Source organism: Micromonospora sp. WMMD956 (assembly GCF_029626125.1).
Taxonomy (GTDB): domain Bacteria; phylum Actinomycetota; class Actinomycetes; order Mycobacteriales; family Micromonosporaceae; genus Micromonospora; species Micromonospora carbonacea.
This window is the reverse complement of record NZ_JARUBI010000005.1, coordinates 6,162,603-6,175,603: the sequence shown is the minus strand read 5'-3', so window position 1 is coordinate 6,175,603 and position 13,001 is coordinate 6,162,603. Positions and strand designations below refer to the sequence as shown.

Here is a 13,001-nt window from a genome sequence, read left to right as displayed (position 1 = left end):
TTTGGGCCATGCGACGCGCCACGGGCGGAATCCGGCTGCCGGGCCGCCCGCGTCGCCTCGGTCACGACGAGTGCCGCGCGGTGCTGTCGGCGACGGCCGCGCTGTGCGCCGCGTACGGCATCAGCTGGCGGGTGGCCCCCGACGCGCCCGAACGGGATCTGCCGCACCTGGCCGAGAGCCTGGCGCGGGCCCGCCGGGACGGCCGGGTCTTCCTGCTCCCGGCCCGTTCCCGCTCCTGGCTCGACCTGCGGTACGCGCACCCCGACACCGGCTACGCGCTGGCCCTGCTGCTCGTCTGGTCGTACGGCGCGAGCCAGCACGACGGCGACGAGACGGGGGCCGCCGGACCGATGGCGGTCGCGGTGTGGCACCTGCGGATGCTGTCGCCGCCGCACAGTAGGGCCGGGCCCGCTGGGCCACCTTGCGCCAGGTGAGGGCACGCAGCCCGTACTTGAGGACCACCGCCGAGGGGACGGTCGCCCTGAGAACGTCCGCCGAGGTCCTCCTGCGGCTGCCAGGTCGAGAAGACCGCCGACCGGCTGTGCTCGTCGTGCGCAGCAGCGCGACGGCCTGGGCGAACTGGTCGACCGGTGTGCCGTCGTAAAACTTCGAACTGCTGCAGATCGTGACTGAGCTGATCCTCCGTCGGGTACGCCCGCGGCCACGTCGCGCGATCAGCGGAGCGCTCAGGACAGGGTATCGACTACGCAGTGGACACCGATCCGGCCGTAGCGTCAGATATCCGTCATTTCCTCATCGCTGGTTCATCACCAGCCGGGCCACAATCGCCCGCAGATCCGTCGCTTCCGCTTTGTAGGTTGAACAGGTGGACACGTAAGGTCCAACTTGGTCGACGGTTCGACGCCTACGGCCAACGTCTGACTACGGAGTCCTCGTAGACGACGTAGAACCCAGGCGGACCTTCCGCACCGTATCGCCAGATCCTGTCGCGGTGACGCTCAAAACGCTCGGCGCGCTTCGCTGGTGTCAACTCGGCGCTGCTCAGGCAGTGGATGGTGAGGCCCGAGGCGACCAGACGATTGAGGACCGGAAGTTGGTTGCGGATGCGCTTGTCCTGAGTCAGCATCGTCCAGCCCCGCTTCAGGCCATACTCGATCCACTCGTCGTCACCGGTGAACTGGCCATCAGCAGGAAAGACATCGCTCACCATGTGCAGGGTCCAGCTCGCCTCGATCAACGTCCGAGGCGTGCCCTTGCCCAGGCAACGATCGACAAAGAACTCAGGCGGCGACGCGAACGACGGCTTCAACCTCGTCAACGGTCAGCCCGTACTCGTCAGCAACAGTTTCGGACGACTCACCAGCACGCCACATCCCCACAACCGCCTCGACTGGGGCCTTGGTGCGTGCGACGACAGGGGCACCCCAGCCGAACCGAGGATCGATGACCACCTGGGCGGTGTCGGGATACTGACGCAACCGCAGCCGGGCGGGATATGCGTCGGAGGGTTCCCAGACGATGTAGTTCAGGTAGTCGGAGATCACTTCGCGGATGGGCATCTGCCGGTCTCCGGCACGCGCAAGCTCATCGGTGTCCATGTAGTGAATGAACACGTCGATGCCATCCGTGGCGATCCTTCGGTCCGCCAGGCCGTAGGGGTTGCCGAAGACATTGCGAATCTCGGCTGCCGCGTCCCTGATTTTGTCCTTCCCGAGCTTCAACTCCCGGAGGGACCGCAGGACGTACGCCTCGATCACAGCAACGAACGGCACCGAGGGCCATCCGCGCTTGGCGGGCGGAACCGTGTGCACCAATGGCGCTCCGGCCGCCTTTTCTGCCAGCCACGAGTACATGGTGCTACGGGGTATGCCCAGGTAGCGGGCAGTGTCAGCCGGCGTGAGAAGCGCGTCCTGAAGCTTGTCGATCAACTGCGCCCCCCTTCGTCGCACAGACCCCAGCATCGCATCGCACTAGACGGTTTACACGATCCGTTGATGAACCGCTACCCCGTGTCGCGATCAGGGCTCCCGCATCCAGGTCTTCGGGTCGGTAACGAAGACGCCCTTGCCCTGATGGCGACGGATAACGCGCAGCGCCTCAAGCCGGACGTAGGCCAACTGCACGGTCCCGTAGCTGACTCCGTAGTTCACACGGGTCTCGGCGACCGACGGCAGGCGGTCGCCAGGCTCCAGCTTCCCCGACCTGACATCAGCGATGACGTCGTCGGCGATGCGGAGGTATTCGGCTGATTCGGGCATGTCGCTCCTCGCGTGGCACCCCGAATTCGATCACACCTCGAATGCCTGAACAACGTGCTTTGACTTTCCTGTGTTCCCTAGTTATGTTTGTCGCGAGCTCCTCCTCGCATGGCAACGGGGTCGGCTCATCCCCCGGTCGGGCCGGCCCGTGCCGTAGAGCCGGCCGCCCCGACCCACCGCACGCACGCACGCTCCACGCTCCCGTCTGCCCCGGAAAGGATCGTCGTGGCCCACGTGTATCGAGGCGGCCGGCTCTACGGCACGGGCCGGCCCGACCGGCTGACCCCGCACGAGGTGCGTACCTGGGTGTTCGACCCGCGTCGGCGGGGCGTCGACGCCGACCAGGTGCGCGAGTTCCAGACCCGGCTGGCCGACGAGCTGGCCGGGTTGCACGAGGACGTACGGCTGCTGACCCAGGAGAACGACCGGCTGAAACGGGCGCTGCGCGACTGGCAGGTCATGCACGCCCGGGAGTGCGTCCCGCCGGACGACGCCCGGCCCAACCGGGGGCGCTGGTAGCGGTGCGCCCGGCCCCCGGTGACCTGCTGACCGTCGACGGCCGGGCCTCGGTGCAGTTCGCCGGGGACCGGGCCGTCACCTTCCGCGTCGTGTCGGTGCCCGACCTGCCGACCTACCACGGCTGGATCTGGCTCGCCGGCTACGTCCTCGACCAGCGCGGCCTGGCCACCGCCAAGCGCGAGATCTACGTCCAGTTCGCCGGGCTCCGGCCTGCGGCCCCGGCGGCGGCCGTCCCGCGTCGCCCGCCGTCACGACCCGCGCAGCGGTCCGCGTCGACCCCCTCGGGAGTCGGCCGGGTTTCCGGGCGGCGGAGGTGAGGGGGCGGCGTCGGGAAAACCCGTTGGGCTGCCCGCCGCGCCTCGGGCACGATCAGCGCGTGGACACCTATCTGGACACCGAGCGGCTGGCGCTGCGCCACTTCACCGCCGACGACGCGGACCTGCTGATCGAGCTGGACAGCGACCCGGAGGTGATGCGCTACCTGAGCGGCGGGGAGCCGACCCCGCCGGAGATCGTCCGCGAGCGCTACCTGCCGAACATCCTCGCCGGCTACGCGAAGTGGGGCGGCAACCTCGGGCTGTTCGCCGCGCACGAGAAGGCCGGTGGCGCGTTCGTCGGCTGGTTCATCCTGCGTCCCGAGCCGCAGGGCCCGCTGGACGAGGTCGAGCTCGGCTACCGCCTGCGGCGGGCGGCCTGGGGCAACGGCTATGCCACCGAGGGCTCACGGGCCCTGCTGGGCAAGGCGTTCACGGAGCTCGGTGTGCGCACGGTCTGGGCGGAGACGATGACCGTGAACCGCGCCTCGCGCAACGTCATGGAGAAGCTCGGCATGACGCTCACGGAGACCGCCCCCGTCCCCGACGACATGGCGACGATCGAAGGCGCCGAGCACGGCGGCGTACGGTACGAGATCACCAAGGAGCAGTGGGAGCGGCGGTAGCCGCCGTTCAGCCCTGCGTGGTGCACGCCCGGCGGTCGGGGGGCGGGGTGCCGTACAGCTTGTTCTCCGCCGGGTCGATCGGGTGCCGGTCGATCTCCCGCGGCACGTCCGACGGCGAGTCGAACGCCTTGCGGATGTCGGGCACGCAGAGCAGCGTGAGCCGCTTGCCGACGGCGATGCCGTTGGCGTCGAACCGGATCAGCCCGGTCACCCCCTGGTAGGCGGGGTCGGCGACGTCGCGGATGGCGACGTACACCGTCGTGGGGGTGACCTCCCGGGGGTTCCACTCGCGGCCGGCGGGGGCCGAGAGGTTGCCGGCGATGGTGCGCACCGCCCGCAGGTGCAGCCGGGTCGCGTCGTAGGCCAACCCGACCCGCTCCCCGATGTGCGAGTTGGACTGGCACAGCGACAGCACCGTCCGCACGTCGGTGAGGAAGAGCTTGCGCTCGATGTCGGTCGCCCCGAGGATCCGGTGGCAGTAGGCCAGTTCGCCCTTGACCACGTACGCCAAGGGCAGGTTGTCCGGCGCGGGCCGGCGGGCGGCGGTGTTCGCCAGGTAGCGGTTGACCGAGTCGTCGCCGATGAGCAGCGGCACCCGGCCGCTGCAGTTCTCGGCCAGCCGGGCGGCGAACGCGCCGAACTCGGTGTAGCGCCCGCCGAAGAAGACCACGCCGTCGCCGAAGCGGTCGGCGCAGACCGGGGTGAGGTCGACCCCCTGCCGCCAGTACGTCTCCTGGTAGGCGTCGCCGCCGAAGCGGGACCGCAGCCCGTCGCGCAGCGTGTTGACGTACAGGTCCTCGCGCGCGCCCACGTCCGGGTCGACGTTGCCGTACGTGTAGAAGTTGAAGATCCGCTTCTTCTTCAGCACCTCGGTGACGTGGTCGTGCACGAGGGTCGCCTCGTCGATGTTCGGCGCGGAGATCTGGAGGTAGCGGCTGGAGGCGTCGGCGATCCGGTCGGCCGACAGGGTCGGCGCGAGGACGGGCAGGTTGAGGTCGCCCAGCGCCTTGATCGCGTCCTGCACCGCCTTGCGGCTCTCCACCAGCCCGACCACGCCGAGCACCGTCGGCTCGTCGCGGGCCAGGTCGGCGAGCATCCGCACCACGTCGCCGGCGTACCGCATCTCCTGGCCCGCGTTGGCGACCACGATCCGCAGGTACGGGTTGGCCCGGTCGTCGTTGGCCTCCAGGTACGCGCGGCGCTGCGCCGCCGCCATGCCCTGCAACTCCTCCCGCTCCCCGGCGAAGGTCTCCTCGCCGGGCAGCGCGTCGGGCTTGGTCAGCGACCCGAAGTAGACCAGGGTGACCCGGGGCCGGTCCCGGCGGACGGCCCACGCCGCCTCCACCTCCCGGTTCTGGTCGAAGATCTGCCGCTGCACGGCGAGCAGGGACTCGTCGCGGCTGAAGAGCTGCCGCCCGTGGTCGCTGTAGCCGATGCACTGGCCGTCGCGGACCGCCGTGTGCACCAGCCCTGCGCCCCGGGCCGACGGCGGCCACTCGCAGTCGGCCCGCCACCGCTGCGCCTGCCCGGGGATCTGCCACACGCCGAACGTGGTCAGCACGACCGCGACCAGCGCCACGAGGGCGACCGGGCGGGCCAGCCACGGCGGGCGGGGCGGCACGATCCGCGACAGCCGGTTGCGGAACGGGGTGAGGTCGGCCGCAGGGACCTCCACCTGGAGGTACCAGGCGTTGTCCTCCCGCGCCCGCCGGGCCCGGGGGAGGCCGCTGCGCCACGCCCGGTACGCCCCCTCCACCCCGTCGAGCGGCACGAGCTGGCCCGCGACGGCCGGGTCGGTGGGCGACAGCCCGTCCGGCGGCACGTCGTGGCCGTTCGCGATGACCAGCAGGGGATCCGAGCGGCCCGTCTCGTCGCGCACCGCGTTGATGAGCCTGACCAGGGCGTACCCGCCGTTGCCCGGGGCGAGGCCGTCGAGCAGGAGGACCGGGCAGGCGGTGCGCCGCCACGGCCGCAGCCGCCACGGCCGGCGACGGTGTTCCACGCGCAGGTCCTGGAGGAACGCGTGCACCAGCAGCAGGTCGATCTGCTCCTGGTCCTCGGTCTCCCGCGACGGGACGGTGAGCCGGCTGGCGAAGGCGACGAAGTCGCCGGCCGCGAGCTCGGGGGCGAGGTACTGCTGGCGCAGGAACCAGCGGAACCGACGCCCCGCCCCGAGCAGCCACCCGTTGGTCAGCAGCCAGAACGACACGCCGGGCAGCACGCGCAGGACGAACCACAGCAGCACCCCGAGCCAGCCGCCCGGGTCCGGCGGGGCCTGCTGCCCGCCGGCGGCCGCCCGCTGCGAGATCCGCTCACGCAGTTGCCGGGTCAGCTCCCGGCGACGCCGGTTCGTGGCCACGCCGGTCAGGTCCACCTGCATGAGCCCGTCGGCCAGCGCGTAGTGGCGGAACGCCAGCCGGTCGGCGCCGCCGAAGTTCCCGGCGACGAGCCCCGTGTACGCCTCGTGCAGCAGGGCGCGCACGTCCCGGCCGGTGGCGTCGAGGCGGACGTGCGGCACCCGCCGCTCCTCGCCAGCGAACACGTGCGCCAGCATGGCCAGCGGCGACGGCGTGCCGGGCCGGGAGACCAGGCACAGCAGCGGAAGCCGCCAGCCGCGCCGCGCGGGCCGCAGCACCATCGACTCGATCAGCTCCACCAGCCGGTGGAACTCGGCGTACGCCCGCCGGCCCTGCTCGGGCACCCTCTCGTCGGCCATTCTCCCCCGTCTCGAACCCGCCGAAGAATCCGCGCGATCGTCGGTCCCGCCGCCCCGCCGGAAAGGAGCACCCCGTCGTGCCGCACGACGCACAGTGAAACCGGTCGCTCGATGGTAGGCGGCGATCGAGGCCCCCGCCACGACGGCGGAGCCTGCCGCCGCAACTGTCGACTTTCCGATCCCGGGCGGGATCAGGTGGCGAGAGCGGCGTAGCGGCCCGCGCGGTCGAGCAGGGTGGTGTGGGTGCCGGACTCGACGATGCGGCCGTGGTCGAGCACGGCGATCTGGTCGGCGTCGCGCACGGTGGACAGCCGGTGGGCGATCGTGATCGTCGTGCGTCCCCGGGCCAGCTCGTCGAACGCCCGCTGCACCGCGCGCTCCGTCTCGGTGTCCAGCGCGCTGGTGGCCTCGTCGAGGATCAGCACCCGGGGGTCGCGCAGCAGGGTGCGGGCGATGGCGAGGCGCTGCTTCTCCCCGCCGGAGAACCGGTGCCCGCGCGAGCCGACCATGGTGTCGTACCCGTCGGGGAGGGCGGCGATGAGATCGTGGATCTGCGCGGCGCGGGCCGCGTCCTCGATCTCGGCGTCGGTGGCGTCGGGTCGGGCGTACCGCAGGTTCTCCCGCACGGTGGTGTGCAGCAGGTAGGTCTCCTGGCTGACCACGCCCACGACGGCCGCCAGGTCGGTCAGCCGCATCTCGCGCAGGTCGACGCCGTCGATGGTGACCCGGCCGGCGGTGGGATCGTGCAGGCGGCTGACCAGGGCGGCGAGGGTGCTCTTGCCGGAGCCGGTGTGCCCGACGACGGCGAGGCCGGTGCCGGCCGGCACGTCGAGGGTGACCCCGGCGAGGGCGGCGGTGTCGCTGCCCGGGTAGGTGAAGGTGACGTCCTCGAACCGCACGTGGCCGCGCACCCGGCGCGGGTCGACGTCGACCGGGTCGGCGGGGTCGTCGACCTCGACGGGCAGGTCGAGATACTCGAAGATCCGGGCGAACAGCGCCATCGACGCGGTGACCGAGACGCCCACGTCGAGCAGGCCCATCAGCGGCCGGAACAGCCCGCCCTGGAGGGCGGTGAACGCGACCAGCGTGCCGATGCTGAGCGTGCCGGCGGCCCCGGGCAGGCCCGCGCCGAGGTAGATGAACGCGGGGATGGCGGCGAAGATGACGCTCATCGAGGCCATCCGCCAGCGGCCGGCGAGGTCGGAGCGCAGTTCCAGGTCGACGAGGCGGGCCGAGGAGGCGGCGAACCGGTCGACGAGCGCGCCGCCCGCGCCGAGGGTCTTGCTGAGCTGCACGCCGCTGATCGACAGCCCCTCCTCGATGGTGACGTTGAGGTCGGCCAGCTCGCGCTGCCGCTGGGCGGTGATCTCCCGCCGCATCCGGGCGACCCGGCGGGTGAGCCAGATCGACGGCGGCAGCACGACCAGGGAGATCAGCGACAGCCGCCAGGACAGCGCCACCATGGCCACGGCGGTGGCGACGACCGTGGTGAGGTTCGACGCGATCGAGGTGGCGGTCGAGGTGACCACCGTCTGCATGCCGCCGATGTCGTTGGTGATCCGCGACTGCACCTCGCCGGTGCGGGTGCGGGTGAAGAACGCGATGGACTGCCGGTGCAGGTGGGCGAAGACGTCGGTGCGCAGCCGGTGCATGACCTGCTGGCCGACGCGGGTGGAGAGCCACGTCTGGACCACGCCGAGGGCGGCGGTCACGACGGCGACGGCGACCATGCCGAGGACCAGCCGGGCCAGCAACGTCAGGTCGCGCTCGGGCAGGGCCCGGTCGATCACGGCGCGCAGCAGGAACGGCGAGGCCATGGCGACGATCGAGGAGACCACGATGATCGCGGTGACGGTGGCGAGCTGCCAGCGGTACGGGGCGAAGAGCCGGCCGACCCGGCGCAGCGGCACCTGGCGGGCCTGGGCCTTCTCGGCGGGGCTGACGGTGCGGGGGCCGCCCCGGCCCTCGCGGTGGGTGGTGGGTGCGTCCAAGGGACCGCCCTTCGTCGGGAACAATGCTGAGGTTACCTCATCATGAGGGAGCAACAGCATTCTCTGCTACCGTATTCCGGTGAGCGCCGACATCCCGGTGAGCCCCGCCACCGCGGCGGGTCCCGACGAGGAGGGCCTGGCCGAGGGCTTCTGGGCCGTCGCCCGCCGGCTGCGCCAGCTGTCCCGGCAGACCCTCGAACCGTGGCAGGTCAACCCCGGGCAGGCGCGGGCGCTGGGCATCCTCACCCGGCACGGCGCGCTGCGGCTCAGCGCGCTCGCCGACCACCTGCGCATCGCGCCGCGCTCCGCCACCGAGGTCGTCGACGGCCTCCAGGAGCGCGGCCTGGTCGCCCGTCGCCCCGACCCGGCCGACCGGCGGGCCGTCCTGGTCACCCTCACCGACGAGGGGGTACGCGTCGGCGCGGCGATCCACGCCGCCCGGCACGCCGAGGCCGAGCGCCTCTTCGGCGGGCTCGACCCGACCGACCGGGCCCACCTGGCCCGCATCCTGCGGACCCTGCGCGACTGACCGCCAACGCCCGTTAGCCCCGCAGCCCAGCGGCCCGTCATTCCGCCCGGCGGCTGGCGAGGATGGCCAGCACCTCGGCACGTACCCGGTCCGGCTCGCGCACCAGCCTGCGGTGGGCGAAGCGCACCACGAGGATGCCCCGGGTCGCCAGCAACGCGTCGCGGCGCAGGTCGATCTCCCGCTGCCGGGGGTCACCGTGCGCGGTCGCCCCGTCGAGCTCGAAGTCGACCCGTTCCCGCTCGGCGTAGACGTCGAGGTACATGGTGCGCCCCTCGATCCGTACCCGGAACTGCCGGCGCAGCCGGGGCATCTGCGCCCCGGTGAAGACGTGGTCGTGTCCCCACACCTCCAACGGGCTGCGGCAGCCGGCGGACAGTCGGTCCAGCAGCACGCGCAGCTCGGCGCGGCGGGCCAGCCGGGGCGCCTCCGCGAGCGCCTCCCCGACGCGCGCCGGGGTGGTCAGGCCGTCGTTGACGGCGCGGATCAGCGGGGCGGTGCGGTCCACGGCCGGCAGCAGCGGCCAGGCGTCGACCAGTGCCCGGTCCAGCCGGACGACGGGCAGGCCCCGGCGGGTCACCGCCTGCGGCGGCTCGGGGCGGAAGCCGTGCCGGTGGTGCAGCACCAGGTGCGGCGGCCGGGAACGGAGCCCCGATCGGGCCGGCACGTCGAGGTGCACGGGCTCGTCGTCGGGTTGCCGGCGCACGCCCCAGGCGTGCAGCGCGGTGGGTCCGCCGAGCGCGCCCCGCCCCTGGGCGTACGCCACGGCGGCGCGGTGCCGCAGCTCCGGCGGGAGCACGGCGAACGGCGCGCCGGGCGCGGGTGCGACAGCCGGGCGCGTCAGCCGTGAATCGACGTACACACCGGGCAGCACCCGCAGCAGCCTCCCCGCCCCACGTTCCCGCCGCAGGGTCCACTCCGGAACCACCTGGACGGCGAGGTCCCAGGTCAGCAGCCCATCGTGCCGACGCAACAGCTCGTTCAGCTCAGCGTTCACACAGCCGACCGTGGCCCACCCCGCCCCGCGCCCGCCACCCCGCGCCGCCGATCTGTGGACAGCGCGCCCCACTGTGGACGACGCCCCACGGGGCCTCGCGATCTGCTAGGAAGATCGTCTGTCGCACACCGGCACCCCACCCGGCGTGTCGCGCCGGTCACCAGCAGACGATCAGGGGTCAATGGGTGCGAGCGCCGCCAGGCGGCGGGCGAGGTGGGCGCGTTCGCGGGTGTTGGCGGTCTGGGCGATTGCCGCCTCGTACGCCTCTCGGGCCTCCCCTACTCGGTCCAGGCGGCGCAGCAGGTCGGCGCGGACGACGTGGTAGACGTGGTAACGGAGCAGCGGCGGGGCTGCGCCGCCCAGCTCGTCGACGGCGGCCAGCGCCTCGGCGGGGCCGCGTACCTCCGCGAGGGCCACCGCCCGGTGCAGGGCGACGACGGGGCTGGGCGCGAGGGCGGCGAGGTGGTCGTACAACTGGAGGATCTGGGCCCAGTCGGTGTCGGCGGCGCTGCGCGCGTCGCCGTGCACGGCGGCGATCGCGGCCTGGATCTGGTAGGGGCCGGGGCGGGCGCGGCGCAGGCAGTGGCGCACGAGGGCGTGCCCCTCGGCGACGAGGGCGTGGTCCCAGCGGCTGCGGTCCTGCTCCGCCAGCGGGACCAGTTCGCCGTCGGGGGACGTGCGGGCGGGGCGGCGGGACTCGGTGAGCAGCATCAGGGCGAGCAGGCCGAGCGTCTCGGGCTCGTCGGGCATCAGCTCGACCAGCAGCCGGCCGAGCCGGATCGCCTCGGCGCACAGGTCGTCGCGGACGAGGTGCTCTCCGGCGCTGGCGGTGTGCCCCTCGGTGAAGATCAGGTAGACCACGGCGAGCACCGCGCGGAGCCGGTCGGGCAGGTCCGCGTCGCGGGGGATGCGGTACGGGATGCCGGCGTCACGGATCTTGGCCTTGGCCCGGACCAGGCGCTGGGCCATGGTGGCCTCGGGCACCAGGAAGGCGCGGGCGATCTCGGCGGTGCTCAGCCCGCCGAGCAGCCGCAGGGTCAGCGCGACCCGCGCGGCCGGGGCGAGCGCCGGGTGGCAGCAGGTGAAGAGGAGCCGGAGCCGGTCGTCGCGCACGGGCCCCTCCTCGGGCGGTTCGGCGGGGGCGTACAGCAGGGCCGCCTCGGCGTGCCGCCGCTCCCGCGTCGCCTCCCGGCGGAGCCGGTCGACGGCCCGGTTGCGCGCGGTGGTGATGATCCAGCCGTCCGGGCTGGGCGGCGGGCCGTCGACCGGCCAGCGCCGCACCGCCTCGACGTACGCCTCCTGGACCGCCTCCTCGGCGAGGTCGATGTCGCCGAGGAGGCGGATCAGCACCGCGACGGCGCGACCGTGGCCGGCCCGGAAGGCACGCTCGACGTCGGTGGAGTCGACGCCGGTGAGCCCGGGCACGCCGGTCAGGATCCGCCCACGAAGGGACGGACCTCGACCGGCAGGGTGGTGGCCCGCGCGTAGCGGCGGCCCCAGTCGAGGGCGGCGTCGAGGTCCGGCACCGACACGATCGTGATCCCGCCGAGGTATTCCTTGCCCTCGGCGTACGGACCGTCGGTCACCAGCGTCTCGTCGCCGTCGGCCCGCAGCACGGTGGCCGTCTCCGGCGCGTGCAGGCCCTGACCGAAGACCCAGGAGCCGGCCTCCACCAACTCGTGGTGGATGGCCTCGACCTCACGCATCGCCCCGGCGAGGAACTCCGGTTCCGGCTGCCCCGTGCCGGCCGGATGGTAGATGCTGATCAGGTACTGGCCCATGGTGTCCTCCTCGGTCGCGGCCGGCGCGGCGCCGGCCGCCCCTCTCCACCCTTCACCCTCCACACGAACGGGGCCGCCCGGGATCGACACGCCACCCGAGGATTCCTTGACATTTTCGGCTTATATAAGGCGGGTCTGATATAAAGGCGGGGTGCATGCCTTCGACGTGCTGGGCGATCCCGTGCGCCGGCGGATCCTCGAACTGCTCGCCGAGGGCGAGCGGAGCGCCGGGTCCGTCTGCGAGGTGATCCAGGCCGAGTTCCGCATCTCCCAGCCGGCCGTGTCCCAGCACCTGCGGGTGCTGCGCGACAACGGCTTCGCCACGGTGCGCCCGCAGGGGGCCCGCCGGCTGTACGCGGTCGACCCGGAGCCGCTGCGCGAGGTCGACGACTGGCTCGGCCACTTCCGCCGGTTCTGGACCCCGCCCCTGCACGCCCTGGCCACCGAGCTGGCCCGGGGCAGCCGGCAACGCCGGCTGGCGGCAGCACCCGAGCAGCCCGCACAGCGCGAGAAGGCCGAGCAGGCCGCACAGCCCGAGAAGGCCGCACAGCCCGAGAAGGCCGCACAGCCCGAGAAATCCGAGAGTTCCGCGAAGAGGAGACCAGAATGATCGACGCTACGCACCAGATCAGCGCCGTGGAGCGTCGGGTGGGCAGCCGCGTGCTCCCCGCCGGGCAGGCCCGCGTCATGACCATCAGCCAGACGTACGACGCGCCGATCGAGGACGTCTGGGACGCCTGCACCAACGCCGAGCGCATCCCGCGCTGGTTCCTGCCGATCAGCGGCGAGCTGCGGCTGCACGGCCGGTACCAGTTCGAGGGCAACGCGGGCGGCGAGGTGCAGCGCTGCGACCCGCCGGAGAGCTTCGCCGCCACCTGGGAGATGGGCGACCAGGTGAGCTGGATCGAGGTGCGGCTGTCCCCGGAGCCCGGCGGCCGGACCCGGTTCACGCTGGAGCACGTCGCGCAGGTCGACGACGCGATCTGGGACCAGTTCGGGCCGGGGGCGGTTGGGGTCGGCTGGGACATGGGGCTGGTCGGGCTGGCCACCTACCTGCACGCCGGGGACGGCGGCGACGACGATCCCGCCGCGCGGGGCGCCGAGTGGGCGGCATCGGCCGAGGGGCGGGAGTTCCTGGTGACCGCCAGCCGGCTCTGGGGCGAGGCGAGCGCGGCGGCCGGCACCGATCCGGCCGAGGCCGCCGCGGCGGCACAGCGGACCACGGAGGCGTACACGGGGGCGTCGGCCGGCTGACCGCGAGGGGCCGCAGGCGGGCCGGAGCGGGCCGGCGACGGGGTAATCCGGTGGCCCG

At 72.9% G+C, this 13,001-nt stretch carries 15 protein-coding genes; 7 read left to right on the top strand and 8 right to left on the bottom strand.

Annotated features, from left to right (window positions below; all coding sequences use genetic code 11):
- Nucleotides 1-8: 8 nt before the first annotated feature.
- Entirely contained in the window at nucleotides 9-434 is a 426-nt protein-coding gene (locus tag O7628_RS26960) for a hypothetical protein (RefSeq protein ID WP_278134803.1), read from the top strand.
- A gap of 431 nt (nucleotides 435-865) precedes the next feature.
- On the opposite strand, the gene O7628_RS26955 is transcribed toward O7628_RS26960, so the two are convergent.
- The 3 genes from O7628_RS26955 to O7628_RS26945 all read right to left on the bottom strand — a co-directional run bounded on the left by O7628_RS26955 (nucleotide 866) and on the right by O7628_RS26945 (nucleotide 2,219).
- A complete protein-coding gene (locus O7628_RS26955) occupies nucleotides 866-1,270 on the bottom strand; it encodes a hypothetical protein (RefSeq protein WP_278134801.1) in 405 nt (134 codons plus the stop codon).
- On the bottom strand, nucleotides 1,242-1,889 hold the full coding sequence (locus O7628_RS26950; RefSeq protein WP_278134799.1) for a DUF433 domain-containing protein: 648 nt from the start codon (nucleotides 1,887-1,889) through the stop codon (nucleotides 1,242-1,244). The genes O7628_RS26955 and O7628_RS26950 overlap by 29 nt, the downstream gene beginning before the upstream one ends.
- Nucleotides 1,890-1,979: 90 nt before the next feature.
- The gene (locus O7628_RS26945; RefSeq protein ID WP_278134796.1) at nucleotides 1,980-2,219 is read right to left on the bottom strand and encodes a winged helix-turn-helix domain-containing protein; all 240 of its coding nucleotides are present in this window, start codon (nucleotides 2,217-2,219) and stop codon (nucleotides 1,980-1,982) included.
- A 225-nt stretch (nucleotides 2,220-2,444) separates the two neighbouring features.
- Here O7628_RS26945 and O7628_RS26940 point away from each other — a divergent pair, with 225 nt between their 5' ends.
- The 3 genes from O7628_RS26940 to O7628_RS26930 are packed head-to-tail and all read left to right on the top strand — an operon-like array spanning nucleotide 2,445 to nucleotide 3,678.
- The gene (locus O7628_RS26940) at nucleotides 2,445-2,738 is read left to right on the top strand and encodes a cell division protein DivIVA (RefSeq protein ID WP_278134794.1); all 294 of its coding nucleotides are present in this window, start codon (nucleotides 2,445-2,447) and stop codon (nucleotides 2,736-2,738) included.
- A gap of 2 nt (nucleotides 2,739-2,740) precedes the next feature.
- Entirely contained in the window at nucleotides 2,741-3,055 is a 315-nt protein-coding gene (locus O7628_RS26935) for a hypothetical protein (protein WP_278134792.1), read from the top strand.
- A 59-nt stretch (nucleotides 3,056-3,114) separates the two neighbouring features.
- Complete coding sequence (locus O7628_RS26930) at nucleotides 3,115-3,678, top strand: GNAT family N-acetyltransferase (RefSeq protein ID WP_278134790.1); 564 nt, start codon at nucleotides 3,115-3,117, stop codon at nucleotides 3,676-3,678.
- 7 nt (nucleotides 3,679-3,685) lie between these two features.
- Here the strand turns inward: O7628_RS26930 and O7628_RS26925 are convergent, their stop codons facing one another.
- Nucleotides 3,686-6,394, bottom strand: coding sequence for a hypothetical protein (locus O7628_RS26925; protein WP_278134787.1), 2,709 nt, complete (start codon nucleotides 6,392-6,394; stop codon nucleotides 3,686-3,688).
- Between the two features lie 191 nt (nucleotides 6,395-6,585).
- Nucleotides 6,586-8,304 carry an ABC transporter ATP-binding protein gene (locus O7628_RS26920; protein ID WP_256095718.1) on the bottom strand — a complete coding sequence of 573 codons (1,719 nt, stop codon included), beginning with the start codon at nucleotides 8,302-8,304 and terminating at the stop codon, nucleotides 6,586-6,588.
- A gap of 160 nt (nucleotides 8,305-8,464) precedes the next feature.
- On the opposite strand from O7628_RS26920, the gene O7628_RS26915 reads away from it, so the two are divergent.
- The gene (locus O7628_RS26915) at nucleotides 8,465-8,914 is read left to right on the top strand and encodes a MarR family transcriptional regulator (protein ID WP_278134785.1); all 450 of its coding nucleotides are present in this window, start codon (nucleotides 8,465-8,467) and stop codon (nucleotides 8,912-8,914) included.
- A gap of 37 nt (nucleotides 8,915-8,951) precedes the next feature.
- Here the strand turns inward: O7628_RS26915 and O7628_RS26910 are convergent, their stop codons facing one another.
- The 3 genes from O7628_RS26910 to O7628_RS26900 all read right to left on the bottom strand — a co-directional run bounded on the left by O7628_RS26910 (nucleotide 8,952) and on the right by O7628_RS26900 (nucleotide 11,689).
- The gene (locus O7628_RS26910) at nucleotides 8,952-9,908 is read right to left on the bottom strand and encodes a DUF559 domain-containing protein (RefSeq protein WP_278134783.1); all 957 of its coding nucleotides are present in this window, start codon (nucleotides 9,906-9,908) and stop codon (nucleotides 8,952-8,954) included.
- Nucleotides 9,909-10,079: 171 nt separating this feature from the next.
- Nucleotides 10,080-11,333 carry an RNA polymerase sigma factor gene (locus tag O7628_RS26905; protein ID WP_278134782.1) on the bottom strand — a complete coding sequence of 418 codons (1,254 nt, stop codon included), beginning with the start codon at nucleotides 11,331-11,333 and terminating at the stop codon, nucleotides 10,080-10,082.
- A 5-nt stretch (nucleotides 11,334-11,338) separates the two neighbouring features.
- Nucleotides 11,339-11,689, bottom strand: a complete 351-nt coding sequence (locus tag O7628_RS26900; protein WP_278134780.1) for a YciI family protein — start codon at nucleotides 11,687-11,689, stop codon at nucleotides 11,339-11,341.
- A 151-nt stretch (nucleotides 11,690-11,840) separates the two neighbouring features.
- On the opposite strand from O7628_RS26900, the gene O7628_RS26895 reads away from it, so the two are divergent.
- Both O7628_RS26895 and O7628_RS26890 read left to right on the top strand, forming a co-directional pair.
- Nucleotides 11,841-12,299, top strand: a complete 459-nt coding sequence (locus O7628_RS26895) for a metalloregulator ArsR/SmtB family transcription factor (protein WP_278134779.1) — start codon at nucleotides 11,841-11,843, stop codon at nucleotides 12,297-12,299.
- Nucleotides 12,296-12,943: an SRPBCC family protein gene (locus O7628_RS26890; protein ID WP_178064647.1), complete on the top strand. Its 648-nt coding sequence runs from the start codon at nucleotides 12,296-12,298 to the stop codon at nucleotides 12,941-12,943. The genes O7628_RS26895 and O7628_RS26890 overlap by 4 nt, the downstream gene beginning before the upstream one ends.
- The last annotated feature ends 58 nt before the right edge of the window (nucleotides 12,944-13,001 follow it).